At 61.6% G+C, this 26,338-nt stretch carries 21 protein-coding genes and 1 pseudogene; 13 read left to right on the top strand and 9 right to left on the bottom strand.

Features of this window, described 5'->3' with window-relative positions:
- The first annotated feature begins 150 nt into the window (after window positions 1-150).
- The 4 genes from putA to F506_RS08900 all read left to right on the top strand — a co-directional run bounded on the left by putA (window position 151) and on the right by F506_RS08900 (window position 6,226).
- On the top strand, window positions 151-3,822 hold the full coding sequence (putA, locus tag F506_RS08915) for a trifunctional transcriptional regulator/proline dehydrogenase/L-glutamate gamma-semialdehyde dehydrogenase (RefSeq protein WP_053196734.1): 3,672 nt from the start codon (window positions 151-153) through the stop codon (window positions 3,820-3,822).
- A 269-nt stretch (window positions 3,823-4,091) separates the two neighbouring features.
- Entirely contained in the window at window positions 4,092-4,628 is a 537-nt protein-coding gene (hslV, locus tag F506_RS08910) for an ATP-dependent protease subunit HslV (protein ID WP_053196732.1), read from the top strand.
- Between the two features lie 18 nt (window positions 4,629-4,646).
- Window positions 4,647-5,999 carry an ATP-dependent protease ATPase subunit HslU gene (gene hslU / locus F506_RS08905; RefSeq protein WP_053196731.1) on the top strand — a complete coding sequence of 451 codons (1,353 nt, stop codon included), beginning with the start codon at window positions 4,647-4,649 and terminating at the stop codon, window positions 5,997-5,999.
- Between the two features lie 29 nt (window positions 6,000-6,028).
- Window positions 6,029-6,226 (top strand): hypothetical protein, encoded by a 198-nt coding sequence (locus F506_RS08900; protein ID WP_053196728.1) that lies wholly within the window; start codon window positions 6,029-6,031, stop codon window positions 6,224-6,226.
- A 40-nt stretch (window positions 6,227-6,266) separates the two neighbouring features.
- On the opposite strand, the gene F506_RS08895 is transcribed toward F506_RS08900, so the two are convergent.
- From F506_RS08895 to F506_RS08880, 3 genes are all read right to left on the bottom strand, one after another.
- A protein-coding gene (locus F506_RS08895) for an IS3 family transposase (protein ID WP_144424027.1) occupies window positions 6,267-7,498 on the bottom strand; the annotation gives its coding sequence in 2 pieces (ribosomal slippage) (window positions 6,267-7,130 and window positions 7,133-7,498; 1,230 coding nt in all).
- A gap of 113 nt (window positions 7,499-7,611) precedes the next feature.
- Window positions 7,612-8,256, bottom strand: coding sequence for a DedA family protein (locus tag F506_RS08885; RefSeq protein WP_053196722.1), 645 nt, complete (start codon window positions 8,254-8,256; stop codon window positions 7,612-7,614).
- An 87-nt stretch (window positions 8,257-8,343) separates the two neighbouring features.
- Window positions 8,344-9,558 carry a serine hydrolase domain-containing protein gene (locus F506_RS08880; protein WP_053196720.1) on the bottom strand — a complete coding sequence of 405 codons (1,215 nt, stop codon included), beginning with the start codon at window positions 9,556-9,558 and terminating at the stop codon, window positions 8,344-8,346.
- A gap of 194 nt (window positions 9,559-9,752) precedes the next feature.
- Here F506_RS08880 and F506_RS23070 point away from each other — a divergent pair, with 194 nt between their 5' ends.
- Complete coding sequence (locus F506_RS23070; protein WP_144424025.1) at window positions 9,753-9,968, top strand: hypothetical protein; 216 nt, start codon at window positions 9,753-9,755, stop codon at window positions 9,966-9,968.
- Here the strand turns inward: F506_RS23070 and F506_RS08875 are convergent.
- A complete protein-coding gene (locus F506_RS08875) occupies window positions 9,922-10,626 on the bottom strand; it encodes a GntR family transcriptional regulator (protein WP_053196718.1) in 705 nt (234 codons plus the stop codon). The genes F506_RS23070 and F506_RS08875 overlap by 47 nt on opposite strands.
- A 474-nt stretch (window positions 10,627-11,100) precedes the next feature.
- On the opposite strand from F506_RS08875, the gene F506_RS08870 reads away from it, so the two are divergent.
- From F506_RS08870 to F506_RS08845, 6 genes are all read left to right on the top strand, one after another.
- Window positions 11,101-12,375, top strand: coding sequence for an ABC transporter substrate-binding protein (locus F506_RS08870; RefSeq protein WP_053196716.1), 1,275 nt, complete (start codon window positions 11,101-11,103; stop codon window positions 12,373-12,375).
- Between the two features lie 99 nt (window positions 12,376-12,474).
- Complete coding sequence (locus F506_RS08865; RefSeq protein WP_053196714.1) at window positions 12,475-13,350, top strand: branched-chain amino acid ABC transporter permease; 876 nt, start codon at window positions 12,475-12,477, stop codon at window positions 13,348-13,350.
- 8 nt (window positions 13,351-13,358) lie between these two features.
- Complete coding sequence (locus F506_RS08860) at window positions 13,359-15,890, top strand: branched-chain amino acid ABC transporter ATP-binding protein/permease (protein WP_053196712.1); 2,532 nt, start codon at window positions 13,359-13,361, stop codon at window positions 15,888-15,890.
- 38 nt (window positions 15,891-15,928) lie between these two features.
- Entirely contained in the window at window positions 15,929-16,711 is a 783-nt protein-coding gene (locus tag F506_RS08855; RefSeq protein WP_053196710.1) for an SDR family oxidoreductase, read from the top strand.
- Window positions 16,692-17,678, top strand: a complete 987-nt coding sequence (locus tag F506_RS08850; RefSeq protein ID WP_327063302.1) for a 3-hydroxyacyl-CoA dehydrogenase — start codon at window positions 16,692-16,694, stop codon at window positions 17,676-17,678. Before F506_RS08855 ends, F506_RS08850 begins: the two co-directional genes overlap by 20 nt.
- Window positions 17,679-18,071: 393 nt before the next feature.
- Window positions 18,072-18,998: a LysR family transcriptional regulator gene (locus tag F506_RS08845; RefSeq protein ID WP_053196707.1), complete on the top strand. Its 927-nt coding sequence runs from the start codon at window positions 18,072-18,074 to the stop codon at window positions 18,996-18,998.
- Window positions 18,999-19,000: 2 nt separating this feature from the next.
- Here the strand turns inward: F506_RS08845 and F506_RS08840 are convergent, their stop codons facing one another.
- Window positions 19,001-20,674: a sensor domain-containing diguanylate cyclase gene (locus F506_RS08840; protein WP_053196705.1), complete on the bottom strand. Its 1,674-nt coding sequence runs from the start codon at window positions 20,672-20,674 to the stop codon at window positions 19,001-19,003.
- Between the two features lie 139 nt (window positions 20,675-20,813).
- The gene (locus F506_RS08835; RefSeq protein ID WP_200907721.1) at window positions 20,814-21,047 is read right to left on the bottom strand and encodes a hypothetical protein; all 234 of its coding nucleotides are present in this window, start codon (window positions 21,045-21,047) and stop codon (window positions 20,814-20,816) included.
- Here F506_RS08835 and eno point away from each other — a divergent pair.
- Together eno and F506_RS08825 are read left to right on the top strand one after the other, a co-directional pair.
- Window positions 21,033-21,236 (top strand): annotated as a pseudogene (gene eno, locus F506_RS08830) (phosphopyruvate hydratase); the annotation flags it as partial. The gene F506_RS08835 and the pseudogene eno overlap by 15 nt on opposite strands.
- 295 nt (window positions 21,237-21,531) lie before the next feature.
- Entirely contained in the window at window positions 21,532-22,425 is an 894-nt protein-coding gene (locus F506_RS08825; RefSeq protein WP_144424023.1) for a LysR family transcriptional regulator, read from the top strand.
- Window positions 22,426-22,532: 107 nt separating this feature from the next.
- On the opposite strand, the gene pyk is transcribed toward F506_RS08825, so the two are convergent.
- The 3 genes from pyk to glxR form a co-directional block, all read right to left on the bottom strand.
- Complete coding sequence (gene pyk / locus F506_RS08820; protein ID WP_053196698.1) at window positions 22,533-23,945, bottom strand: pyruvate kinase; 1,413 nt, start codon at window positions 23,943-23,945, stop codon at window positions 22,533-22,535.
- 77 nt (window positions 23,946-24,022) lie between these two features.
- A complete protein-coding gene (locus tag F506_RS08815; RefSeq protein ID WP_053196695.1) occupies window positions 24,023-25,288 on the bottom strand; it encodes a glycerate kinase type-2 family protein in 1,266 nt (421 codons plus the stop codon).
- Window positions 25,289-25,434: 146 nt separating this feature from the next.
- Window positions 25,435-26,322, bottom strand: coding sequence for a 2-hydroxy-3-oxopropionate reductase (gene glxR, locus F506_RS08810; protein WP_053196693.1), 888 nt, complete (start codon window positions 26,320-26,322; stop codon window positions 25,435-25,437).
- Between the last annotated feature and the right edge of the window lie 16 nt (window positions 26,323-26,338).

Below are 26,338 nucleotides of genomic sequence, written 5' to 3'. Positions count from 1 at the left end.
CATGGTTGAGAATTTAATTCTCTTAAATTTAATTAAGAAAAATTAAATTCGTAATATCTACCTTAAATGCAGAATTAATATTGGTTAATCCCGAATAGAATCGCAGCAGGCAAAAACCGTATTTTGCTGAATTTTCCGAGACAAACCAATATGAACAGCGCCTCCCATCCGTCCGTCGTTTCTTCCCTCTTCGCCCCCGCCTTCAGCGTCTTCCAGCAGGAAGTCATGCAGAATCCGACCTCATTGCGCGCGGCAATCACGGCGGTCTATCGCCGTGACGAGCGCAGCGCAGTGCAATGGCTGCTGGCACAGGTGCAAAGCAACGCGAGCTGGACCGAGGCGACGCAAAAGCTGGCGCGCAAACTGGTGCAGGCGGTACGCACCAAGCGCACACGCTCGTCCGGCGTTGATGCGCTGATGCACGAATTTTCGCTGTCGTCGGAAGAGGGCGTAGCGCTGATGTGCCTGGCCGAAGCCCTGCTGCGCATCCCCGATCACCAGACCGCCGACCGCCTGATCGCCGACAAGATCAGCAAGGGCGACTGGCGCAAGCATCTGGGCGAGTCGCCATCGCTGTTCGTCAATGCCGCTACCTGGGGCTTGCTGATCACCGGCAAGCTGGTCGGCACCAGCAGCGAGAGCGGCCTGGCTTCGGCGCTCACGCGCCTGATCAACAAGGGCGGCGAACCGCTGATCCGCAAGGGCGTCGATCTCGCCATGCGCATGCTGGGCAACCAATTCGTGACGGGCCAGACCATCGCCGAAGCGCTGGCCAACAGCCGCGACAATGAAAAGCGCGGCTATCGCTATTCCTACGACATGCTCGGCGAAGCGGCGCTGACCGGGCACGACGCCGACTTCTATTACCAATCCTACGAAGACGCGATCCATGCCATCGGCCGCGCTTCCAACGGTCGCGGCATCAAGGACGGTCCCGGTATCTCGGTCAAGCTGTCGGCGCTGCATCCACGCTATTCGCGCGCCCAGCATGCGCGCGTGATGAGCGAACTGCTGCCGCGCCTGAAGCAATTGCTGGTGCTGGCCAAGTCCTACAACATCGGCCTCAACATCGACGCCGAAGAAGCCGACCGCCTCGAGCTGTCGCTGGATCTGATGGAAGCGCTGGCGTTCGACCGCGACCTCGACGGTTTCGAAGGCATCGGCTTCGTGGTGCAGGCGTATCAGAAGCGCTGCCCGTTCGTGATCGACTATCTGGCCGACCTGGCGCGCCGCAGCGGCCGCAAGCTGATGGTGCGACTGGTCAAGGGCGCCTACTGGGACAGCGAAATCAAACGCGCCCAGGTCGACGGCCTGAGCGGCTATCCGGTCTACACGCGCAAGGTGCATACCGATCTGTCCTACCTGGCCTGTGCACAGAAACTGCTGGCTGCGACCGACGTCATCTATCCGCAATTCGCCACCCACAACGCGCACACGCTCTCCGCCATCTACACCTGGGCGCAGCAGCACAAGATCGACGACTACGAATTCCAGTGCCTGCACGGCATGGGCGAAACCCTGTACGACCAGGTGGTCGGCGCTGACCAGCTCGGGAAGGCCTGCCGCATTTACGCGCCGGTCGGTTCGCATCAGACGCTGCTGGCTTACTTGGTGCGCCGCCTGCTGGAGAACGGCGCCAATTCGTCCTTCGTCAACCAGATCGTCGACGAAGCCGTCGCCATCGACACGCTGATCACCGACCCCATCGTCGCCGTGCAAAAATCGGGCGGCGAACCGCATCCGCAGATCGCCTTGCCGCGCAACCTGTACGGCGAAGAACGCAAGAATTCCACCGGTGTCGACCTCAGCAACGAAGACACCTTGCGTGGACTCGAGCACGCCTTCGCCCAACTGAGCACGCAGCAATGGCAAGCCGCACCGCTGCTGCACGACGGTGCCGTATCCATCGGCCAGACGCAGTCGATCACCAATCCGGCCGACCGCCGCGACCTCGTGGGGCAGGTCATTGAAGCCTCGCGCGACGACGTCGAGAGCGCCCTGCACGCGGCCACCGAGTATGCCGTGCAATGGCAGGCCGTCTCGTCCGGCGATCGCGCACAAGCGCTGGAACATGCCGCCGACTTGTTCGAAACACATCAGGCCGAACTGATGGCGCTGGCCGTGCGCGAAGCCGGCAAGTCGCTGCCCAACGCGATCGCCGAAGTGCGCGAAGCGGTCGACTTCCTGCGTTACTACGCAACGCAATCGCGTCACGACGGCAATGCGCTGGCGTGGGGCCCGGTGGTCTGCATCAGCCCGTGGAATTTCCCGCTGGCGATCTTCATTGGCGAAGTCAGCGCCTCGCTGGCCGCTGGCAACGTGGTGCTGGCCAAGCCGGCCGAACAGACGCCGCTGATCGCGCATCGCGCGGTGCAGCTGTTGCATGAAGCGGGCGTGCCGCGCGCTGCGCTGCAATTCCTGCCGGGCCGCGGCGACACCGTCGGCGCGGCGCTGACCGGCGACGCGCGCGTCAAGGGCGTGATCTTCACCGGCTCGACCGAAGTCGCGCAACTGATCAATCGCACGCTGGCTCAGCGCATCAAGGACGAGCACGGCGATATTCCGTTCATCGCCGAGACAGGCGGGCAGAATGCGCTCATCGTCGACTCCAGCGCCTTGCCCGAACAAGTAGTGCAGGATGTCCTGAGCTCGGCCTTCGATAGCGCCGGCCAGCGCTGCTCCGCGCTGCGCGTGCTGTGCCTGCAGGAAGACATCGCGGACAAGACCATGACCATGCTGAAGGGGGCGATGCAGGAGCTGCGCATCGGCCGTCCCGATTGCCTGGCAACCGACATCGGCCCGGTCATCGACGACGAAGCGCGCACACAACTGCTGGCGCACATCGACCAGATGAAAAAGGGCGGCAAGGTCTATCAATTGCCGCTCGACGAACGCCATGAGCACGGCACCTACGTCGCACCGACCGTGATTGAGATCAACTCCATCGCCCAGCTCAAGCGCGAAGTGTTCGGTCCCGTGCTGCACGTGCTGCGCTATCGCCGCGACCAGTTGCCGCAGCTGATCGACACCATCAATGCCAGCGGCTACGGCCTGACCCTGGGAGTGCATTCGCGCATCGACGAGACCATCGCCTTCGTCGCCGACCGCGCCCACGTCGGCAACATCTATGTCAATCGCAACATCGTCGGCGCCGTGGTCGGCGTGCAACCGTTCGGCGGCGAAGGAAAATCAGGTACCGGCCCGAAAGCCGGCGGCCCGCTATACCTCAAACGCCTGCAACGCCATGCAGAGGTCAAGCTGTTCAATGACACTACGCCGGCGGCATCGGAACCATTGACGTCCTTGCTGGACTGGGCGGCGACCCACGGCCACGCCAAGCTGGCGCAACTGGGCGCGACCTATGTGCAGGAAAGCCTGTTGTACAAGACGCTGACCTTGCCGGGACCGACCGGCGAGCGCAACACGCTGTCCTTCGCGCCGCGCGGCAAGATACTCTGCGCGGCGGCCGATGTCGCGGCGCTGCTGAACCAGGTCGCTGCGGTGCTGGCTACCGGCAACACCGCCGTGGTGCCGGCTGCGCAAGGCAAGCTGATTCCGGCCGGTCTGCCGGCCGAGGCGCGCCGGGCGATCGAACTCAGCGGCGACATCGCTGCGCCGGACTTGCATCTGGCGCTGGTCGACGGTCCGGTGATCGCACAATGGCGCGGCGTGCTGGCGGCCCGCGACGGCGCGCTGGTGCCGCTGGTGCCGACTGCCGAAGACACGCCGATTGCCTTGTGGCGTCTGGTCGCCGAACGCGCGTTGTGCGTCAACACGACGGCCGCAGGCGGCAATGCCAGCCTGATGACCTTGTCGGTTTAACGTATTGCCGCCATCCCGGTGCGCGCCGGGATGGCGTGTTTTTGTAAGCCATTCTCTTTGCTTTCTTGAGCCTCTCAAAGTAGACAGATTGTCATCTGTCCTGCTCTTCTTCCTCCTGCATTCTGTGTCCTGCCGTAGCGGCGTAAAATAATGCCTCTGCGCCGGCAGGCTTGCGCGTCCGCGGACTCCTTGCAATCTGCCCGGCTGTCCCCATTTCACCAGAACAAGCAAAGCAAGACTCTGGGCAACACCTACATTGAGGCATTAGCATGGAACAATTTCACGGCACGACCATCCTCTCCGTCCGACGCGGCAACACCGTGGCGCTGGGCGGCGACGGCCAGGTGACGCTCGGCAACGTGGTCATGAAGGGCACCGCGCGCAAGGTGCGAAAGCTCTACAACGGCAAGGTACTGGTCGGTTTCGCCGGCGGCACGGCCGATGCGTTCACGCTGCTTGACCTGTTCGAATCCAAGCTGGAAAAACATCAGGGCAATCTCATGCGCGCCTCGGTCGAACTGGCCAAGGAATGGCGCACCGACCGCATGCTGCGCCGTCTCGAAGCGATGCTGCTGACCGCCGACCGCGACAGCACGCTGGTGATCACCGGCAACGGCGACGTGCTGGAGCCGACCGACGGCATCGGCGCGATCGGCTCGGGCGGCACCTTCGCCCAATCCGCGGCCAAGGCGCTGCAGGAAAACACCGACCTGTCCCCGGCCGACATCGTCAAGAAATCACTGGTGATCGCAGGCGAACTCTGCATTTACACCAACCTGAACCACATCATCGAAACTCTCGATTAAAGAGCAAAGAACATCACCATGAACATGACTCCCAAAGAGATCGTCTCCGAACTCGACAAACACGTGGTCGGCCAGGGACGCGCCAAGCGCGCCGTCGCCATCGCCCTGCGCAACCGCTGGCGCCGCCAGCAGGTCGAGGAGCCGCTGCGCCACGAGATCACGCCCAAGAACATCCTCATGATCGGCCCCACCGGCGTCGGTAAAACTGAAATCGCCCGTCGCCTGGCCAAGCTGGCCGACGCGCCCTTCATCAAGATCGAAGCGACCAAGTTCACCGAAGTCGGCTACGTCGGCCGCGACGTCGACACCATCATTCGTGACCTGATCGACATCGGCGTCAAGCAGACCCGTGAAGGCGAAGTCCGCAAGGTGCGTGCGCGTGCCGAAGACGCCGCCGAAGACCGCGTGCTCGACATCCTGCTGCCGCCGGCGCGCGATTTCGGTTTCGCACCGGAAGGCGGCAAGAGCGCATCGGGCGACGGCATGGAAGAAAAAGGCAGCACCACACGCCAGACTTTCCGCAAGCGCCTGCGCGAAGGCGCGCTCGACGACCGTGAAATCGAGATCGAGCTGTCCGACTCCTCGCCGGCAATGGAAATCATGGCGCCGCCCGGCATGGAAGAAATGACCGAGCAAATCAAGAGCATGTTTTCCGGCATGGGCAACAACCGCAAGAAGACGCGCAAGATCAAGATCCGTGAAGCCATGAAATTCCTCATTGAAGAAGAAGCCGGCAAGCTGGTCAACGAAGAAGAACTGAAGCAGAAGGCCATCGCCAACGTCGAGCAGAACGGCATTGTCTTCCTCGACGAAATCGACAAGATCGCCACGCGTTCGCAAGGCAGCGCCGATGTGTCGCGCGCCGGCGTGCAGCGCGACCTGCTGCCGCTGGTCGAAGGCACCACCGTCAACACCAAATACGGCATGATCAAGACCGACCACATCCTGTTCATCGCGTCGGGCGCGTTCCACCTGGCCAAGCCGTCCGACCTGATTCCGGAACTGCAGGGCCGCTTCCCGATCCGCGTCGAGCTGGATTCCTTGTCGATCGATGATTTCAAAACCATCCTGACCGGCACTGACGCTTGCCTGACCAAGCAATACCAGGCCTTGCTCGAGACCGAAGGCGTCAAGGTGGAGTTCGACGACAGCGGCATCCAGCAACTGGCGGAGATCGCATTTTCGGTCAATGAAAAGACCGAAAACATCGGCGCGCGCCGCCTCTACACGGTGATGGAAAAACTGCTGGAAGAGATTTCGTTCTCAGCCGGCGAAACCGGCGCGCAGACCATCGCAATCGATGCCGCTTATGTCAGGGATCGCCTGGGCGAACTGGCGGTCAACGAAGATCTGTCGCGCTACGTGCTGTAAGCGGCGCTAGCGAACGGAAGGAGGGCGGCATGGCAAACAAGACGCTGGGAACGCGGCAGAAGCTGAGCTTCCGCATCGAGCCTTCGCAGATTGCCAAGCCGCGCAATCCGGTGGCGGTCGCCGCCAAGCAGCGCGCCGCCGGTCCGCATCGCAAGACTGCCTCCGCTTTGCGGCAGTCGGCGCGGCTCGAAGTGAAAAAGAAACTGGATGAGCCGGATCGGAACTGAGCCGGTTCAGCTGTCCAGTCCTAAAATAGGTTGACAGGTTTTATTGCAACAAAGACGCCCGATGCACCGCATCGGGCGTTTTGTATTTCAAGGCCGTATGCGGCCGTTCCTGGTTGTAGATCCGAACCGATTGCGCCACCATCTTTGCCGCTTGAGGCAAGTCCGCCGGACGGTTGAGCAAGAACTCTCCCTTGAGGATGCCGTTGACTCGCTCTGCCAATGCATTCTGGTAGCAGTCATACCCATCCGTCATCGAGCATACCAATCCATGGCGACGATGGATGTCCTGGTAATACGTCGAGCAGTACTGGATGCCTCTGTCAGAGTGGTGAATCACCGGCGTACTGCCATGACGCTCACGCAACGCCATCTTGAGCGCCTGACTGACTTCCTCTGTCTGCAAGCTGCCATGCACGTGGTAGCCGACGATCTTGCGTGACCAAGCATCCGTCACCAGGCTCAGATAGACGAACTTGCCTCGTGTGGGCAGGTAGGTAATATCGGCAACCCAGACCTGTTCCGGCCCCGTCGGCACCACTTGCGCCGGCCCGGCCTTGAGCAGATTGGGATGACGCCGGAAGCGATGATGGCTGTCGGTGGTCTTGTGATAGGCCCGCTGTGGCTGCACCAGCATGCGCGCCTGCCTCAGAATATGGAACAGTCGATCCCGACCAACCTTCAGGTCTGTTCCGGCAAAGCTGCTACCCAATAAGCTATGTAGTTTGCGTGTCCCTATGCGCGGCTGGCGAAGCCGTATCGGTTGCACCAGCTTCACTACGGCATACGCCTGATGCGCCAGATCTTGTTCTCGCTGGCAACGCTTGTAAAACGCCTGACGGCTCATGCCTATGTGATGGCAAGCCTTCTGTATGCTCAGTCCTTGGACTTCACCACTACAGATAGCTTGCCGGCACGCTTTTTTACGCTCACCCCGTGCTCATCGCGCATGATATCGATCACCTTCTCGAACAAGGCCGACTTCAGCTTCTCGTCCTTAAGCTGGCGCTCCAGCTCCTTGATACGCTGCTCGGGTGTTAGTGGTTTAGTTGGTTTGTTGCTCATCTGCGCTCTCCGCTTGCTCGGCCCCCGCGGTTGGGTCCAATCCTGCAGGCCATGTTTGCGACACCATACCAAAACTGTCGACCGGCCTTGTATTCCGTACCGCTTTTGCGCCTGCTTGTACGTCATCTCGCCTTTTTCTACCTGCTCGACAACGTTCAATTTAAAAGCCAGGCTGTAATCACGCTGGCTGCGACGTTTCTCTTGTTCCATCTGACACTCCTTCCTCTCTTCGGAAAAGTGTCAACTTATTCCAGGACGGGTCACCGGACAAAAAAAAGCCGTTCATCGCTGAACGGCTTTTCAATGCATCGACTGCAGCAAACTCAGCGCGACGATTTCATGCGCTGGCGCAGGTAGCCGATCACGCCCGGCAGGATCGACAACACCACGATCGCCACGATCAGCAGGCTGAGATTCTGCTTCACCACCGGCAGGTTGCCGAAGAAATAGCCGGCATAGCTGAAGCTGGCCACCCACAGGATGCCGCCGATCACGTTGTACGCAAAGAAGCGCGGATACGTCATCGCGCCGACGCCGGCCACGAACGGCGCAAAGGTGCGCACGATGGGTGCGAAGCGCGCGATGATGACGGTCTTGCCGCCGTGGCGCTCATAGAAGGCATGCGTCTTGTCGAGATACTCGCGCTTGAAGATGCGCGAGCCCGGCTTGTCGAACACCTTCAGCCCGACGGCCTTGCCGATCTGGTAATTGACGCTGTCGCCAAGGATCGCCGCCACGATCAGCGTCAGCACCATCAGGTGGATGTCGAACGCGCCGGTTGCGGCAATCGCGCCGGTCACGAACAGCAGCGAATCGCCCGGCAGGATCGGCGTCACCACCAGTCCGGTTTCGGCGAAGATGATCAGGAACAGGATCAGGAACAGCCACGGGCCGTAGGACGCGGCCAGTTCGGCCAGATGACGATCGATGTGGACGATGAAATCGACCAGGAACAAGAGGAAATCCATGGGTACCCGCTGCAAGGTTGAAAAATGAATCGGAACGAACGCGCATTGTAGCAAGACGCACGTTCGCCCCCTGCTGTCGTCATGCCGTCAGGGCGCGAACTGCCGGTACAGTTTCTCCGCCACCGCGAACAAGGCATCGTTGGCGCCCTTGCTGGCGATGTTGGTCACCACCACGATGGCGAAATCCTTTTCCGGGCTGAGCCAGATGTGCGCCAGGTTCTTCTGGTTCGAGCCGCCGTGGAACACCAGCGGCTGCGGCGCCCAATCCATCTTCGCCGTCACCCAGCCGAGGCCGTACTTGCCGTCGGTCGGCGTTCCCGGCACCGGATTCTGCACATGCGGCATGTCGATCACCGGTGCGTGCAGCAGCTTCAGCGTCTCGGGCTTGAGCAGCGCCGGACCGCGCTTGCCCTCACCGGCATTCCAGCCGGCCCAGCGCGCAAAATCCAGCACCGACATGTTGGCGCCGCCGGCCGGTGCGATCAGTTGCGGATTATCGTCGCCGGGGCCGGCCATGAAGGGCTTGGCAATGTCTTCGCCGACCAGCACATGGCCCAGCGCGGCGTCAACGCGGCCCAGCGTCGCCTGCGAACCCAGACCGGCGCTCTTGAGCTCCATCGGATCGAAGATCCATTCGTTGATCAGTTCTTCCCAGCTCTTGCGCGCCACCCGTTCAATCATTGCGCCGGCAATCGTGTAGCCCAGGTTGGAGTACGCAAAGCGTTGACCCTGCTGTCCCGGTTGCCCCGGCAGCGGCTTGCTCATCCATTGCTGCAGAGTCCAGTAGCGCAGGTCGTCGAGATTGCCTTCTTCGAACATCGACTTGGCCAGCAGCTCCAGGAACTCGGCGTTGTCGGCCGGGATACCCGAAGTGTGCGACAGCAGCTGGCTGATCGTGATGCGGCGGAAATCCGGATCCATCTTCGGCGACAGTTCCGGGAAGGCTTCGCCCAGCGTCGTGGTCCACGCCATTGCGCCGCGGTCGACCAGGATGCCGGCCAGCGTAGCGGTGAAGGCCTTGGTGTCGGAACCGATGTGGAAGCGATCGTTGACCGTCACCGCAATGCCCGAGCCGACCTTGCGCGTGCCGACCGCGCCGGCGGCGATAATGCGGCCATCCTGCACCACGGCGGCAGCCAGCGCCGGCAATTTGTATTGGACCAGAGCAGCCGTCAGGGTCGGTTCGAGCGGCGCAAAGGCGACCGGTGCCGGCGCGGGACTCTGGGCAGCAGCGAACTGGCAGGCGCACCACAGCAGCGCCGAGAGCAGCACTCTGCGGGAATTGAGATTCGGAACGGACATGAGATCCCTTTGTTTGAAAAGGTATTCGTAGATGATCGGGTGCCCGCATTTTATCCGCATTCGCGCCCACGCAAACTTACCTTTCTTTACGCGGAAATCACGCAAGTCTGCAACGCCGTGGTCGATATCCATGACAGGACCCCGCGCCGCAGAGTCCATCCACATTCATCCGGAACTCATCCAAGGAGAGCACCATGCGACTTCGTTTGATGGCGGGATTGTCCGCCGTGTTTTTGTTACTGCTGATGGCGTTCGCAACGCACTACAAAGTGCGGCTGGAAATGATGGAACCGCGTGCCGGCATCCTGGAGATGCTGGCTGCGGCGATACCGCTGTTGAGTCTGGTAGTTGCCAGCCTGTTTGCTAATCCGGCAAGCCGTCGCCGGCCAGGATCATCTGCGCGGCGCTGAGCAGGTCGCCCGACAAACCGGCGCGCGCCTGCTCCGGGGACTTGTCCTGCAAGCCCTTGAGCAGCGCGGCGTGATGCACCAGCGCCGGCGCTTCCGACAGGCGGCGCGAACCGGCGCGCAGGTCGAGATTGATGACCGGACCGACTTGCAGCCACAGGCTCTCGATCAGGCCGACCAGCGTCGCCATGCCGGAACCTTCGTAGGCAGCAAAGTGCAATTGCTTGTTGAGGCGAATGATGAGGTCGACGTTGGGTTTCTTGCGATGCATTTCGATGCACAGCGTGTCGTGCAGGTCGGCCACGGCCTGCAAGCCTTCGGCAGAAATGTTCTGCGCCGCATGTTCGACCGCCAGCCCTTCCAGCGCCAGCCGGATCTTGAGCAGCTCGCGGAATTTGTCCTTGGTCATCAGCGGCACGCGCACGGCGCGGTTGGGCAGGATTTCCAGCGCGCCTTCCGCCGACAGCTGCCGGATCGCTTCACGCACCGGCATCTGGCTGGTGCCGAGCGCCTCGGACAGGCTTTTCAGCGTCAGCTTCTGACCGGGGCGGACCTGTCCTGCCAGCAGCAGCTCGCGCACATCTTCGTATACGCGCTGCGACAGCGTCGCGTGGGTGATTTTGCGTATCTGCGAAAGGTCCGCAAGTATCGTGTGTTCCATGGTTCCCGGCTTCTCACTTGAAACCATTTCATCCGTGCCGATGAAATGCGTCGGTTATTCAAAATTGCGCGAATTATAGCAGTCACCATCCTCCGTCCTTGTCCCCAAATGCAGTACTGCCGCGCGTCTGCGGCGGTTTGATGCGCTGTCGGGACGCACTTTTTCAAGGCGATGTCCTGCGCCGCAGACTTGTCCAAGCGTGCTGCATCGCCGATTGACACATCCCAATTCTATCGAATACATTTGATCACATGTCAAATAAATGACATAAAAAAGAGGCTGTTGCAAAAATCATGAGATGGAAGCGAAGCGGGTCGACGCCAACAATGGCGTCATTTTTTCCCATCATTTCCCGTCTTGTCCTGCTTGCCGGCGGCACTCAATAAGAAAACAAGTCGTAGCGGCAGTCCGTCGCCGCCACCGGCTTTTCATCGAGACACCCGGCTTGCGCCGGACCCTTAGGAGGTATGTACCATGGAGCAAGAACAGAGCAAAGATCGCAGCAAGATCCTGTCGCCTGGCCGTCGCACCGTACTGAAAGCCGGCGCCACCGTCGCAGCCACCTCGGCAATGGGCTTCCCCGCCATCGTCAGGGCGCAGTCGGACAAAATCATCATCGGCCACCTGACCCCGCGCACCGGTTTCCTCGGCCCGCTGGGCGAATACGCAGTCATGAGCATCACGCTGGCAGTGGAAGAACAGAACAAGGCCGGCGGCCTGCTGGGTCGCCAGCTGACGCTGATCTCGGAAGATTCGGTCAATCCCCCGACCGCCTCCTCCAAGGCGCAACGCCTGCTGGAACGCGACGGCGCCGCGGTGCTGATCGGCGAAATCTCGTCCGCCTCGGCGCTGGGCATCGCGCAAGTCGCACAGCGCAACAAGAAGCTGTTCATGAATACCGGTTGCAACTCCGACGAACTGCGCGGCAAGAGCTGCAACAAGTACATGTTCCACATCGAGGCCGCCAACTCGACCTACGTCAAGGCCTGCGGCCGCTCGCTGCTGCACGACAACCTGATCAAGGGCAAGAAGCTGTACGCCCTGTCGGCCGACTACGCTTTCGGCCACGACCTGCTGCGCGCCGCCAAATCCTTCGTCTCGGCCAACGGCGGCACCATCGCCAACGATGAGCTGGTGCCGACCGACGCCACCGATTTCAGCCCTTACCTGCTGAAGATCCGCCAGGCCAAGCCGGACCTCGTCATCTCCAACCTCGCCGGCAACCAGATCACCAACTTCATCAAGCAATACTCGGAGTTCGGCCTGCCTTTCCCGATTGCCGGTTTCGGTTTCGATACCGCCGTGGCATGGGGTGCGGGCGCCGACAACTTCGCCGGCACCTGGCCGACCACCTGGCACCACGACGTCAACGCGCCATCGGCCAAGGCCTTCGTCGCCGCCTTCACCAAGAAATTCGGCAAACCGCCGGAGAACCAGGCATGGGGCGAATATGTCGCCTTCCGCTCGATCGTGCAGGCGATCACCGAGACCAAGACGCTCGACACCGCCAAACTGATCGACTACTTCGAAAAAGGCGCGCAGGTCGATGTGCTGAAAGCGCGCAAAGGCGTCTACCGCGCCTGGGATCACCAGTTGCTGCAAGAGATGTACACCGTCACGCCGAAGCCGAAGGCGCAGGTCAAGGACAAATGGGACTTCATGCTGCTGGGGGCTTCAGTACCCGGACCGAATGAGTCGCTGGAAGTCCTGGCGCCGACCATGCAAGAGAACGCCTGCACCTTTACCTGAACCGGGTAGTCCGTCGCCGTCGCTGCGGTGAAAGCCGCGGCGGCGACCGATGGTTTCGGAACTCGCTCGCTTTTCCCGTACGCCCTCTCCGGAGCAGCAATGCAAATCGTTTTCCTGTTGGAACAAATCCTCAACGGCCTGCTGGTCGGCGGGTACTACCTGCTGATCGCGCTCGGGCTGTCGCTGATTTTCAGTCTCGGCGGCGTGGTCAATCTCGCGCACGGCGCCTTCTATGCCATCGGCGCCTACCTCGCGGTGGAGATCACCAAATACCTCGGCTTCACCGGCGCCCTGATCATCTCGCCCTTGCTGGTGGCGCTGATCGGCATCCTGTTCGAACGCTTCCTGCTGCGCCGCTTCTATTCGGCAGATCCGATCCTCGGCTTGCTGCTGACCTTCGGGCTGGCGATGGTGGCGGAACAGGTCATCCGCATTTTCTGGGGCGCGTCGCCGCTGCCGGCATCGATCCCGCCGGCGTTCAAGGGCCAGATCATGGTCGGCGATTTCATGTATTCCAAATACCGCCTGCTGATGCTGGCGGCGGTCATCGCCGCGCTGACGCTGATCTGGCTGTTGCTCAACAAGACGTCATTCGGCCGCGTGGTGCGCGCCGGCGTGCAAAAGCCGGACATGGTCGCGGTGCTCGGCATCAGGCTGCAGCCTTACATGACCGCCATCGTGATGCTCGGCGTCGGCCTCGCTGCGCTGGCCGGGGTGCTGTTCGCGCCGATCTCCGGCGTACATCCCGCCATGGGTGCGGAAATCATGACCGCCGCTTTCGTGGTGGTGGTCATCGGCGGACTCGGCAGCTTCTGGGGTGTGGTGCTGGCCGCATTGCTGGTGGGCGTGGTGCGCGGCATCACGATCCAGTTCTATGCGCCGGCCGGCGAAGCGTCGATGTACCTGCTGATGTTGCTGGTCCTGATTTTCCGTCCGCGCGGTCTCCTCGGCGAACGCATCGAACGTTTTGAATGAGAGCGGACATGCACAATCCTTACAATAAATATCAATCCCTGCTGGTCGGCGCACTGGCGCTGATCATCGTTCCCATCCTGCTGCAACTGCTCGGCCTGACCATGTCGTCCTCCACCGACGTCGTCATCTACGCCATCGCGGCGATGGGCCTGAACCTGCTGGTCGGCTACACCGGCCTGACCTCGTTCGGCCACGGCGCCTGGTTCGGCGTCGGCGCGTATGCGGCGGCGCTGTCGCAGAAGCACTGGTTCCCCGGCCAGATCGTCGCCCCCATGCTGTTCACGATCGCCTTCATCGCCGTATCGGCGGCGATTGTCGGTTTCCTGATCCTGCGCCGGCGCGGCGTGTACTTCTCGCTGCTGACGCTGGCCTTGTCGGCGCTGACATTTGCGATTGCCTTCCGCTGGACCGATTTCACCGGGGGTGAATCGGGACTCGGCAATGTGGTGCGGCCGGTCGTGGCCGGCATCGATCTGGACAAGTCGCTTCCTTTCCTGGTGTTTGTCAGCGTGATTGCGCTGATCGTGCTGTACGTGCTGCAACGCGTGATCCGCTCGCCGTTCGGCCACACCATCGTGGCGATCCGCGAGAACGAGCAGCGCGCGCGTTTCCAGGGCTACAGCACCATCGTCTACAAGCTGATCATGTTCATCGTATCGGCCAGCGTGACCGGCCTGGCGGGCGCATTGCTGGCCTTCCACCACCGCTTCGCCTCGGCCGAACCGACCTCGGTCGCGTTCTCCGGCGAGTTGCTGGCGATGGTGGTGATCGGCGGCATGCGCAGCTTCCTCGGCCCGGCATTGGGCGCGCTGTTCTACATCCTGTTCCGTGAATGCCTGTCGATCTGGACCGAGAACTGGCTGCTGTGGTTCGGCCTCGCCTTCGTCGGCTTCATCCTGTTCTCGCCCACCGGGCTGGTCGGCATCTGGCAACAGATCAAGCGGCGCCTGCGTCCACCGGCCGAAGTCGGCGCCGCGATGAGCCAGCGCCAGATCGTCGACGGCCTGCCTTTGCCTGCGTTCCTGCAACCGCCACGGCAAGATGGGCTGGTACTGGAGGTCAAGGACGTTGACATCCGCTTCGGCGGCATCCAGGCGGTCAAGAGCGCGCAGGTCGATCTGCATGCCGGCGAGATCCACGCGCTGATCGGCCCCAACGGCGCAGGCAAGACCACGACCTTCAACCTGATCTCCGGCATGTTCGTGCCCAATCACGGCACGGTGAAACTGAACGGCGAAGAAATCCAGGGCCTGACGCCGGGGCAAATCTGCCAGCGCGGCCTGGCGCGATCGTTCCAGATCACCAACCTGTTCAAGGGCCTGAGCATCTACGAAAACCTGCGGCTGTCCTTGCAGGCGCGCCACGCTTCGCGCTTCAACATGTGGAAGGACATCGACAGCTATCCCGAGATCCACGCCGAAACCGACGAGCTGATGCGCTTCCTCGGACTCAAGGGCATCGACCTGATCGAAGGCGGCGCGCTGTCCTACGGCGGCCAGCGCCTGGTCGATCTGGGCATCGCGCTGGGATCGAAGCCGCATGTGCTGCTGATGGACGAACCTCTGGCCGGCCTCGCCGCCGCCGAGCGCGAACGCGTATCGCGCCTGGTGAAGATCATTGCCGAAAATATCCCGGTGCTGATCGTCGAACACGACATCGATCGCGTGCTCGGCTTCTCGCAACAGGTCACCGTCATGAACCAGGGCAGCGTGCTGATGTCGGGTACGCCCGACCAGGCGCGCGCCGACCAGCGCGTGCAAGAGATCTACACCGGCACCGGTACGCCGCAGGTCACCGGACGCGTCGCCGGCGATGCGCAGGAACGTCCGCAGTTGCTGGCCTTCGACAAGGTCAACGCCTTCTACGGCAAGAGCCACATCCTCAACGACGCCACGCTGGAAGTGCGCGAAGGTGAAATCGTCGCCCTGCTCGGCCGCAACGGCGCCGGCAAGTCGACGCTGTTGAAAGCGCTGACCGGTTTGCTCAAGCCCGCTTCAGGCGCGATCCGCTACCACGGCAAGGACATCGCCGGTCTCAGCGCACCCGAGATTGCGCGCCTTGGCATCGGCTACGTGCCGCAGGGGCGCGGCCTCTTCGCCGGCATGACGGTGGCGGAAAATCTCTCGCTAGGCCGGCTCGCGCGCAAGACGGATTGCTCCAACGGCATCGCCTGGAGCGAAGAAAAAATCCTGCACTACTTCCCACGCCTGAAAGAGCGCCTGCACACGCCGGCCGACTTCCTCTCCGGCGGCGAGCAGCAGATGGTGGCGGTGGCGCGCGCCTTGTCGGGCAATGTCAGGCTGCTGTTGCTGGACGAACCCTTCGAAGGTCTCGCACCGGCCGTGGTGCAAGAGCTGTTCACCGTCTTCGACCAATTGCGCCGCGAAGTCTCCATCGTCATCGTCGAGCACAACCTCGACCTGGTGCTGGCGCTGGCCGACCGCGTGTTCGCACTGGAACGCGGCGCGGTTTTCCACACCGGTCCGGCCGAACCGCTGCTGACCGACCTGACTTACCGCAAACAGATTCTCTGGCTGTAGTTTTCAATTCATTTTTTACCCAAGCAACAAGGACCAACATGAACACCAGTTTGAAAGATCAACGCGTCGTCGTCACCGCAGGCGCCCAGGGCATCGGCCTGGCCATTACCGCCTCCTTCGTCGAAGCCGGCGCGCACGTCCACATCTGCGACGTCAGCGACGACTTCCTCGACAGCGCGCGCAAGCAATTCGCCAACGCACCGGTCAGCTACAGCAAGACCGACGTCGCCAGCGAGCAGCAGGTCGACGCCATGTTCGCCGAACTGGCGCAACGCTGGGGCACGCTTGACGTGCTGGTCAACAATGCCGGCATCGCCGGCCCGACCGCCAAGGTAGAAGAAACCGAATTGTCGGCCTGGGACCAGACCATCGCCGTCAACCTGACCGGTCCTTTCCTGTGCACGCGCCGCGCGGTGCCGCTGCTCAAGAAAGCCGGTGGCGGCTCCATCGTCAACATTTCGTCGGCGGCCGGCCGTCTCGGCTTTCCGCTGCGTACGCCCTACTCCGCCTCCAAGTTCGGCGTCATCGGCCTGACCGAAAGCTGGGCGATGGAACTCGGCCCGTCCAACATCCGCGTCAACGCCATCCTGCCGGGCATCGTCGCCGGCGAACGCCAGGAGCGCGTGATCGCCGCCAAGGCGGCGTCGTACAACATCGGCCACGAAGAGATGCGCGAGCGCCTGTTGTCCAAGGTCTCGATGCGCAAGATGGTGACAGCGCAAGACATCGCCAATCAGATCATCTACATCTGCTCGCCGGCTGGTTCCGCCATCAGCGGGCAGAGTTTGTCGGTCTGCGGTAATGTCGAGCATCTCGGTTAGCAACATCCATTCGACATCCATTCAAGGAGACACCATGAATGAAAAAATCGCCGTCATCGGCGCCGGCCTGATCGGCCGCGCCTGGGCCATCGTCTTCGCCCGCGCCGGCTGCAGCGTCGCCATCTACGACGCCGTGCCGGAAGCGCTCAGCGCCTGCACCAAGCTCCTGCACGACAACATCAGCGACCTGGCCAGGCATGGCCTGATCACGGAAACACCCGAGGTGGTGCTGGCGCGCATCAAGCCCGCGAAGACCCTGGCGGAAGCGCTCAAAGGCGCTGCACTGGTGCAGGAAAACGTCAAGGAAACCGTCGAAGTCAAACGCCAGATCTTCGCCGAGATGGACAAGCTGGCCGAACCCGGCGCCATCCTCACCAGCTCGACGTCGTGGATCCCCACCTCCGAGTTCTCGGAACACCTCCCCGGCCGCCACCGCATCCTGGTCGCCCACCCGGTGAATCCACCCTACCTCGTTCCCCTGGTCGAACTCGCGCCTGCGCCGTGGACGTCGGAAGAAACCGTCAAGCGCGCCCACGACATCTACACCCGCGCCGGCCAGTCTCCGGTACTGTTGAAAAAGGAAATCACCGGCTTCCTGCTCAACCGCATCCAGGGCGCGGTACTCAACGAAGCGCTGAACCTGTACGAAAACGGCTACGCCTCCTCGGAAGACCTCGACAAGGTACTGAAAGACGGCCTCGGCCTGCGCTGGTCCTTCATGGGCCCGTTCGAAACCATCGATCTCAATGCCCCGGAAGGCGTGATCGACTACGCCAAACGCTACGGCCACACGTATCGCGACGTCGCCAAGACGCAGTTGCCCAATGAATGGGATGCAGCGACGCTAAAACAGATCGAAGACGAACGGCGCAAGGTCCTCAAAGCCGATCAACTGGAAGAACGCTCGCGCTGGCGCGACAACCGCTTGATGGGATTGGTGGTGCACAAGCGGAAGCAGGCAGTATAAGAAGAAAGAAATCACGATGCCGCAGGCGAGCCCCCCAAGGCAAAGCGAAGCGAGCCGAAAAAGAAGTTCCGCTTATGAGTCGCCGTTGGTGACGTGCTCAAATCGGAAAAAGAAGGGAAACTTGTTTGAGCGAAGCGAGTTTGTTTCCCTTCCCGATTTGAGCACGTCACCAACGGGAACCCCGCGCAGCGAGGCGACGAATCGCGGTCGCCTTTCTTTGCTTACTTTCTTTGGCGAAGCAAAGAAAGTGAGCGGCTGCCGGGCCGCCCCCGGCAACCCCGGCCGTCCGAAGAGAGAAACAAATAAGCTACCCAGAACAGCGAAGTCGGAGCAGAACAGCAGATGTAAAATGTATTCACATCCAGACTTCCAAACCCAAAAGAGATAACAACAATGGAACTCCGCCACCTCCGCTACTTCCTCGTAGTCGCCGAAGAACAACACTTCACGCGCGCCGCCGAACGGCTGGAGATGCAGCAACCCCCGCTAAGCCACCAGATCAGGATGCTGGAAAAGGAACTCGGCTTCGACCTGTTCCGCCGCCACCCGAAAGGCGCCGAACTGACCGCCGGCGGCGCCGCTTTCCTGCAGGAAGCCAAAGCCATCCTGCGCAGCGTCGAACTGGCGTCAGCCAAGGCGGCGCGCGCGGCGCAAGGCTTCGAAGGCACCATCGTGATCGGCTTCACCAGCTCGGCCGCAGCGCATCCGCTGATCCCCGGCATCATCCGCGCCTATCGCGATGCCTACCCCGGCGTGCATCTCGACCTGCGCGAAGGCAACGCCGCCGAACTCACCGAAGAGATTGAAGACGGCAAGGTCAACCTCGGCTTCCTGCGCGCGCCGGTCAGCCAGCCGCGCGGCATCGGCTTCCTGCAATTGCTGGATGAAGAAATGCTGTTGATTCTGCCGATGGGACATGCGCTGCTCGGCAAGCAACAGACAGGCGACATGCCGACCGTATCGCTGCGCGCGCTGGCAGACGAACAGTTCATTCTGGTCCGGAGACACGGCGCACCGGGCATGTATTCACGCCTGATCGAAGCGTGCGAAAACGCCGGATTCACGCCGCACATTGCCTCCGAAGTCGAACGCATGCTGACCAACATCAGCCTGGTCGCGGCCGGCGGCGGCATCTCGGTGGTGCCGGCATCGATGAAGGATTTCCATCGCGACAGCGTGGTGTATTGCCGCATCCGTGACGCCAGGCCGACGCTGGTGGCGCCGATCACGCTGGTGAGCCGTACCGCCAGCATCTCGCCGGCGGAAAAGAATTTCCTCGACCTGGCGAAGAAGATCACCCGCCAATACAAGAAAAACTGAAATCAGGACGAGGCCGGCAAATCGCTGCTGCTGCAGATGCGATCGCGGCCCTGCGCCTTGGCGAGATACAGCGCCTTGTCGGCGGCGCGCATGAGTTTGTCGGGCGCGTCGACGTCGCGGATCGGTACGAACGCGCTCACGCCCGCGCTGATGGTGACGATGCCTGCTTCGTTGCCTTCATGCAGCAGGCCGAGCTGGCGCACCGCCATGCGGATGCGTTCGGCCACCGCCATCGCGCCGGCCTCGTCGGCGCCGGGCAGCAGGATGCCCACTTCCTCCCCGCCGTAGCGCGCCATCAGGTCGCCGGGACGCGTCTGCTGCGCCTTGATCACGCGTCCGACCTTGCGCAGGCACTGGTCGCCGGCGAGGTGGCCGTAAATGTCGTTGTATTGCTTGAAGTGATCGACGTCGATCATCACCAGCGCCAGCGAATTGCCGTTGCGCATGGCGCGGCTGAATTCTTCCTGCAGGCTGAGATCGAACTGGCGGCGATTGGCGAGGCCCGTGAGATCATCCTCCAGCGCCAGCCGTTCGAGCGCCTTGTTCATGCTTTCCAGATTGACGCGCGCCTGGTCTAGCTCCATCTCGGCATCCTTGCGCTCGCGCATGAGGGAATTGAACGCGCTGCCGAGGTCGCCGATCTCGTCTTCCCGATACGATAGCGGCACTTCGTCATAGGTCTTGGCGCTGCGGATTTTCTGGATGTGGCCGTGCAGCCGGTGCAGCGGATCGATCAGGCGCGACATGATCAGCCAGGCCAGCCAGCCGGCCAGAACGGCCATCACCAGCGACAGCAGCAAGGCCTTGTCCTGCATGTCGCGGATCGGCTGGAAAGCGTCGTTCTGCAGATAGATCGACCCGATGATCCAATCCACCGTCTGCATGCGCTTGAACGAAAACAGCGCGGGCTGGCCGCTCCGGCTGAGGCCTTCCATGCTGCCTTCGAAACCGGCCAGCGCCTGCTGGGTGCCGCCGCTCTTGCCGCCGGCGCTGTCGACATGCTGCAGGATGCGCGCCTTGTCGGCGTGGTCGACGATCACGCCCTTGGAGGTGATGATGTAGATGAAGCCGGTCTTGCCGACCTTGATGTTGGTGAACTGGCCGAGGAAATTGGCTTGTTGCAAATCGATGCTGGCGACGAACACCATCACGATGTTGCCGCTGTCGTCGAACACCGGCTCGGTCATCAGCACGATGGCGCGCTTCGATATCTGGCTGCGCAGCGGTTCGGAAATCACGCCGCGCTTTTGTTCCAGGGTGCGCTGCATGTATTCGCGGTCGGCGACGTTGAAACGGCCGATGGCGTTGGTGTCGATGAAATTGGCGAGCAGCTGGCCGTCGGCGCCGAACACCGAGAAATTGAAGAACAGCTCGGTCAGGCTGGTGTGGCTGGCGAGGTAGACCTGCAGCAGGTGCGGGTCATGCCGCGCTGCCGGGGGCAAACCCTGCGATAGCGAACGCAGGGTGATGCGGCGCGTCTGGAAGCTCTCGTCGAGGGCGGTGGCGATCATCTTGATCGTCGTGTATTGCTGCGCGCCGATCAGCGCCTTGATGTCGCGCTTCATGACGGTCAGCGAAACGGCGACAATCACCGCCGTCGTCACGAGGACGGCAGCGACCACGACCATGATGACCTTGGCCTTGAGCGTCCATTTGACTCGCCACAGATTGTTCAAAATATTTTTCTTCTCGGAAATGCCGTTCGATCCAGTCCGGAAACCGGTTCAATGGTACCCGAGTTTGGCTGGCGCAATTGCCGCAAGACCTTGCAAAGATTCGAGATTTCCCGCATTTCCATCGGGAAATTCCGCTGCATCAGATCACCTGCAAGGCCTGCAGCAAAGGCAGCCGCTCGACGAAGAAACGCTGCGCCTGCAGGCTCAGCTCATCGAGGTTGTCTTGCTCGTCCTCCAGCCGCACGCCGTCGCGCACGATCTTCTTGCCGCCGGCGGAGATGTGCCGCCACGCAAAACCGACGATGGCGTCCGGCGTCTCCTGCCCTTCCAGCACCGCCAGCATGAATAATTGCTGGATGCGGTCGGCCGGCACGCCGCCGCCGGTGACCGGGCTGGACAGATGTTCGATATCGCCGTCGGCACCAACGCGCTGCAGATCAAGACCGGCTCGATGTCGCGTTCGGACCGCATGGCCAAGTACAACCAGTTGCTGCGTATCGAGGAAGAGCTGCGCGATATCGCCGGCTACGCCGGCAGCAAGGCGTTCCCTCATCGGCGCTGACAGGCAGGCCAAGGCCCAAGGACCACGTCGTCAGGCGAGTCACGATCCGCACGTAGCATGACGTGTGCGCGACCGGTAAGCGCATCATTTGTCATGCAATCTATTGGTCTTGGCGCTTGCGTTCAGGAGAGCAAGCGCCTTTTTTATTTTGCGGGCAGCCCAGCTTTCGCGATTCAGGAAATATCATGACGCCGGCCGCTGCCCCTGCATTTGTTTTGTGTTTACAATCCCAAGCTGTAGCAGATTTTTCCTCGCATCCCAGTTGTTTTATGTTTCCGACCAGCGACGCCATACCATGGAAATTTATCAACTTCGCGCTTTCTTGACCGTTGCCAGCACAGGTCACTTGACGCGTGCCGCTGAGATCCTGAATCTCACACAGCCGACCGTCAGTAAGCAAGTCAAGGCCCTTGAGGAAGAACTCGGCGTGACGCTCTTCGAGCGTACTTCCAGCGGCATGACGATCACCAAGCCGGGGGAGCTTCTGCTGGAGCATGCGCGCAAGACTCTCAGCAATGCCGTTGATCTGGTCAACACGGCCAGGAAGATGCAAGGAGAGGTGGCTGGAACGGTACGCCTGGGGACCATTATCGATCCGGACTATATCCGTCTCGGAATGCTCTTGCGGCACATTGTCAGCTTTTATCCGAAAATGGAAATCAGGCTGGCGCATGGTATTTCCGGCTTCATCATGGAGCAGGTCGCCGCACGCAAACTGGACTGCGGTTTCTATCTTGGTGAAGTCGATGATCCGGCCATGTGCACGTTGCGATTGAGCACGCTGACCTATCTGGTCGTAGCGCCGCCCACTTGGGCTGGAAAAATCGCTGAAGCAGGCTGGCGAGAGATTGCTGCCATGCCTTGGGTGGGTACGCCGGTGTATAGTTCGCAGCATCGCCTGGTGCGGGAGATGTTTCAGGAATACGGGGGGGAGCAGACGACCGTAGCGGAAGCGGACCAAGAATCTTCCATGGCAAGTCTGGTCAAGATGGGTGTCGGTCTGTGCCTATTGCGTAACGACGTCGCCATGGCAGCACAAGGGAAAGGGGAGCTGGTCATCTGGGACAAGATAGAACAGCACTGCGCCTTGTCTTTCATTTATCTGAAAAGCTGTTCCAGCGATGTCGGCGTCAGTACGTTGCTAGGCGTCATAAAGGACGTCTGGGGCATCGACGATATCAAGGCATAGGAAGTCCATTCGCGGATCGAAAGGGCGACGTACCGATTGAATGACATGCCTGACAGGATCAGGCTCTGCCGGACGGTTTCTTGTGTAGCCCTTTAAATCCGAGTCCGTTACACCTGCGCCAACCGCAACAAGTTAGTACTCCCCGGCTGCCCAAAAGGCATGCCGGCGGTGATGGCGATCTGATCGCCTTTCTTCGCAAATCCTTCCCTCAATGCCGTTTGGCATGCCGCGCTGACCATCTCGCTTTCGTTGTGGATCTGGTCGCTGATCGTTGAATGCACGCCCCACACCAGTGCCAGTTTTCGTGCCGTTGCAATCTTCGGTGTAATGCTCAGGATCGGCGCCATCGGGCGTTCGCGGGCAGCGCGCAGGCTGGTGTGGCCGGAGCTGGTGTAGGTCACGGTGGCCGTGGCGCCGACGATGCGCGTGACGTCGCGCAGCGCTGAACAGATGGCGTCGGAACTGTTGGACTGCGGCGTTTCCTGCTGGGCGTCGATCATGTTGCGGTAAAGCGGGTCGCGTTCGACTTCGCCGATGACGCGGTCCATCATGGCGACCGCTTGCAACGGATAGCTGCCGTTGGCGGATTCGGCAGACAGCATGACGGCGTCGGAGCCGTCATAGATGGCGCTGGCGACGTCGGAGACTTCGGCGCGCGTCGGCACCGGGCTGGTGATCATCGATTCCAGCATCTGGGTAGCGATGATGATCGGCTTGCCCTGCTGGCGGCAGGCGCGCAGGATGCGCTTTTGCGTGCCGGGCACGCGCTCGGGCGGCAGCTCGACGCCGAGGTCGCCGCGCGCGACCATGATGGCGTCGGAGGCCTGGACGATTTCGTCGAGGCGGTCGAGGGCCGCGGGTTTTTCCAGTTTGGACAGCACGGCGGCGCGGCCGTTGATCAGGGCGCGGGCTTCGTGCACGTCTTCCGGACGCTGGACGAAAGATAATGCAATCCAGTCGACGCCGAGTTCCAGTGCAAAGGACAGATCGCGCTTGTCCTTCTCGGTCAGCGCGGGAATCGGCAGCACGGCATCGGGTACGTTGACGCCCTTGCGGTCGGACAAGGCGCCGCCGTTGATGACCCACGTGCGGATGCGTTGGCCGTCGCTGTCCAGCACCTGCAGGCGCAGTTTGCCGTCGTCGAGCAGCAGCGACTGGCCGGCGGCAATGACCTCGAACAGTTCGGCATGCGGCAGGCAGACGCGCGTGGTGTCGCCTGGCGTAGTGTCGCAGTCAAGCACGAACTCTTGCCCTGCTTCCAACTGAACCTTGCCGTCGGCGAATTGACCGACGCGCAGCTTGGGACCTTGCAGGTCGGCGAGGATGGCAATCGGCCGACCGACTTCGCGCTCGACCGCGCGCACGATCTCGAAGCGCGCATGATGGTCGGCGTGGGTGCCGTGGCTGAAGTTGAAGCGGAACACATCGGCGCCTGCTTCGAACAAGGCCTTGATCATGTCTTTGGTGGCGCTGGCGGGGCCGAGCGTGGCTACGATTTTTGCCTGGCGTTGACGTCGCATGGACGGTCTCCTTGGTGGTGTTGCTGTTGTTGCTGCTGTTGCTGTCGTTGGTATACGGCGTCGATGCCGGGAATTTCTTAAAGGATCAGGATGGCGCGGAAGTCATTGACATTGGTGCGCGTCGGGCCGCTGACGACGAGGTCGCCGAGCGCGCTGAAAAAGCCGTAGCCGTCGTTGTTCTCCAGCAGCGCCTTGGGATTCAGACCGAGTTCTTCGGCACGTTTCATTGAGTCCGGCTGATAGACGGCACCGGCGTTGTCCTCGGAGCCGTCGATACCGTCGGTATCGCAGGCGATCGCGTGCATGCCGGGTGCGCCATTGAGGGCGTTGGCGAGGCTGAGCAGAAATTCCGCGTTGCGTCCGCCGCGACCGGTGCCGCGCACCGTGACGGTGGTTTCACCGCCGGAAATCAGCACGCAGGGTTTCTTGAACGGCTGGTCGTATTGGGCGATCTGTCTTGCGATGGCGGCGTGCGCCAGGCCGATGTCGCGCGCTTCGCCTTCCATGTCGTCGGACAAGATGTAGGGAGTGACGCCGGCTGCGCGCGCAGCTGTCGCCGCTGCCTGCAAGGCTTGCTGGGCGGTGGCGATGACGTGGTGCTCATTCGTCTTGAGACGCGCGTCGCCGGGCTTGGGGGTTTCGCCGATGCCGGACTCGAGATGCGCTTGCACCGAGGGTGGGATCTCGATCTTGTATTTGCGCAGCACCGCCAATGCCTCGGCGCAGGTGGTGGCGTCGGGTAGTGTCGGGCCGCTGGCGATGATGCCGGGATCGTCACCGGGGATATCCGAGATCATCAGCGTTACCACGCGCGCCGGCGCACAGGCCAGCGCCAGCCGCCCGCCTTTGACGGCGGAGAGGTGTTTGCGGACGCAGTTCATTTCGAAGATGTTGGCGCCGCTTTTGAGCAGGGCTTTGTTGATGGCCTGCTTTTGTTCGAGGGTGATGCCTTCGGCGGGCAATGCCAGCAATGCGGAGCCGCCGCCGGAGATCAGGCAGAGGACGAGGTCGTCTTTGGTGAGGCCTTGCACCATCGCCAGCATGCGGGCGGCGGCTTTTCTGCCGGCTTCATCCGGTACTGGGTGGGAAGCTTCGACGACTTCGATTTGTTTGCAGTCGGCGCCGTGGCCGTATCGCGTGACCACCAGTCCTGATATTTTTCCGGGCCAGTGCTGCTCCACGGTCTTGGCCATGGCTGCTGCGCCTTTGCCTGCGCCGATGACGATGGTTCTTCCTTGCTTTGGCGGTTCGGGCAGGAATGTCGGGAGGGATTTTTCTGCGCTTACTGCGGAGACGGCGGCGGTGTAGAGGTCGAGGAGGAATTGGCGTGGGTTGTTCAGCATGCTGTTGTTTCCTTTTGTTCCGACTCTCGGTCGGTGGCAATTGATTTTGGTCTCTCTTCGATCAACCCTGCCGGGCCCGGCAGGTTTGATCGAAGAGCGAACAGCGTCAGCAACGACCAGCCGATCAGCCGGAACAGCCGACCAGATCAGCCCTTGGCAATCTCATGATTCGACATCAACTCAATCGCCCGGCACAACGCCGAATGATCCAACCCGCTCATCCCATTCGCCGCACAAGCATTCATCAACTCCTGAGTAGCAGCCGTATTAGGCAAGCTCACACCCAAAGCCTTCGCCCCTTGCAAGGCAAGATTCAAATCCTTCTGATGCAACTCAATCCGGAAACCAGGATTGAAGGTGCGCTTAACCATGCGCTCGCCATGCACCTCCAGGATGCGTGACGAGGCGAACCCGCCCATCAACGCCTGCCGTACGCGCGCAGGATCCGCACCAGCCTTGGAAGCAAACAGCAATGCCTCCGCCACGGCCTGAATGTTCAGCGCCACGATGATCTGGTTGGCGACCTTGGTGGTCTGGCCGTCGCCATTGCCGCCGACCAGCGTGATATTCTTGCCCATCAGTTCAAACAGCGGCTTGACGTCATTGAACGCCGACTCATTGCCGCCGACCATGATCGTCAGCGACGCCGCCTTGGCGCCCACTTCACCGCCGGAGACCGGCGCGTCCAGGTATTCGCAGCCAAATGCGTTGATCTTTTGCGCGAAGCCCTTGGTGGCGATCGGCGAGATCGAGCTCATGTCGACCACGATCTTACCGGCGGAGAGGCCTTCGGCGACGCCGCCCTTGCTGAACAGCACCGCTTCCACGTGCGGGGTGTCCGGCACCATCACGATGATGATGTCGGCGCGCTTGGCCACTTCTGCGCCCGAGGTACAGACGGTGGCGCCGCCCTCGATCAGCGCTGCGGGGGGATTTTTCTGGTCATGCAGGTAGAGCTTGTGACCGCCCTTTTGCAGGTTCTCCGCCATGGGCGAACCCATGATGCCCAATCCGATGAATCCGACTTTTGCCATGATGTGTCTCCTCTAA

The sequence above is a fragment of the Herbaspirillum hiltneri N3 genome (genome assembly GCF_001267925.1).
Taxonomy (GTDB): domain Bacteria; phylum Pseudomonadota; class Gammaproteobacteria; order Burkholderiales; family Burkholderiaceae_D; genus Herbaspirillum; species Herbaspirillum hiltneri.
This window is presented reverse-complemented; position numbering and strand designations above follow the sequence as displayed.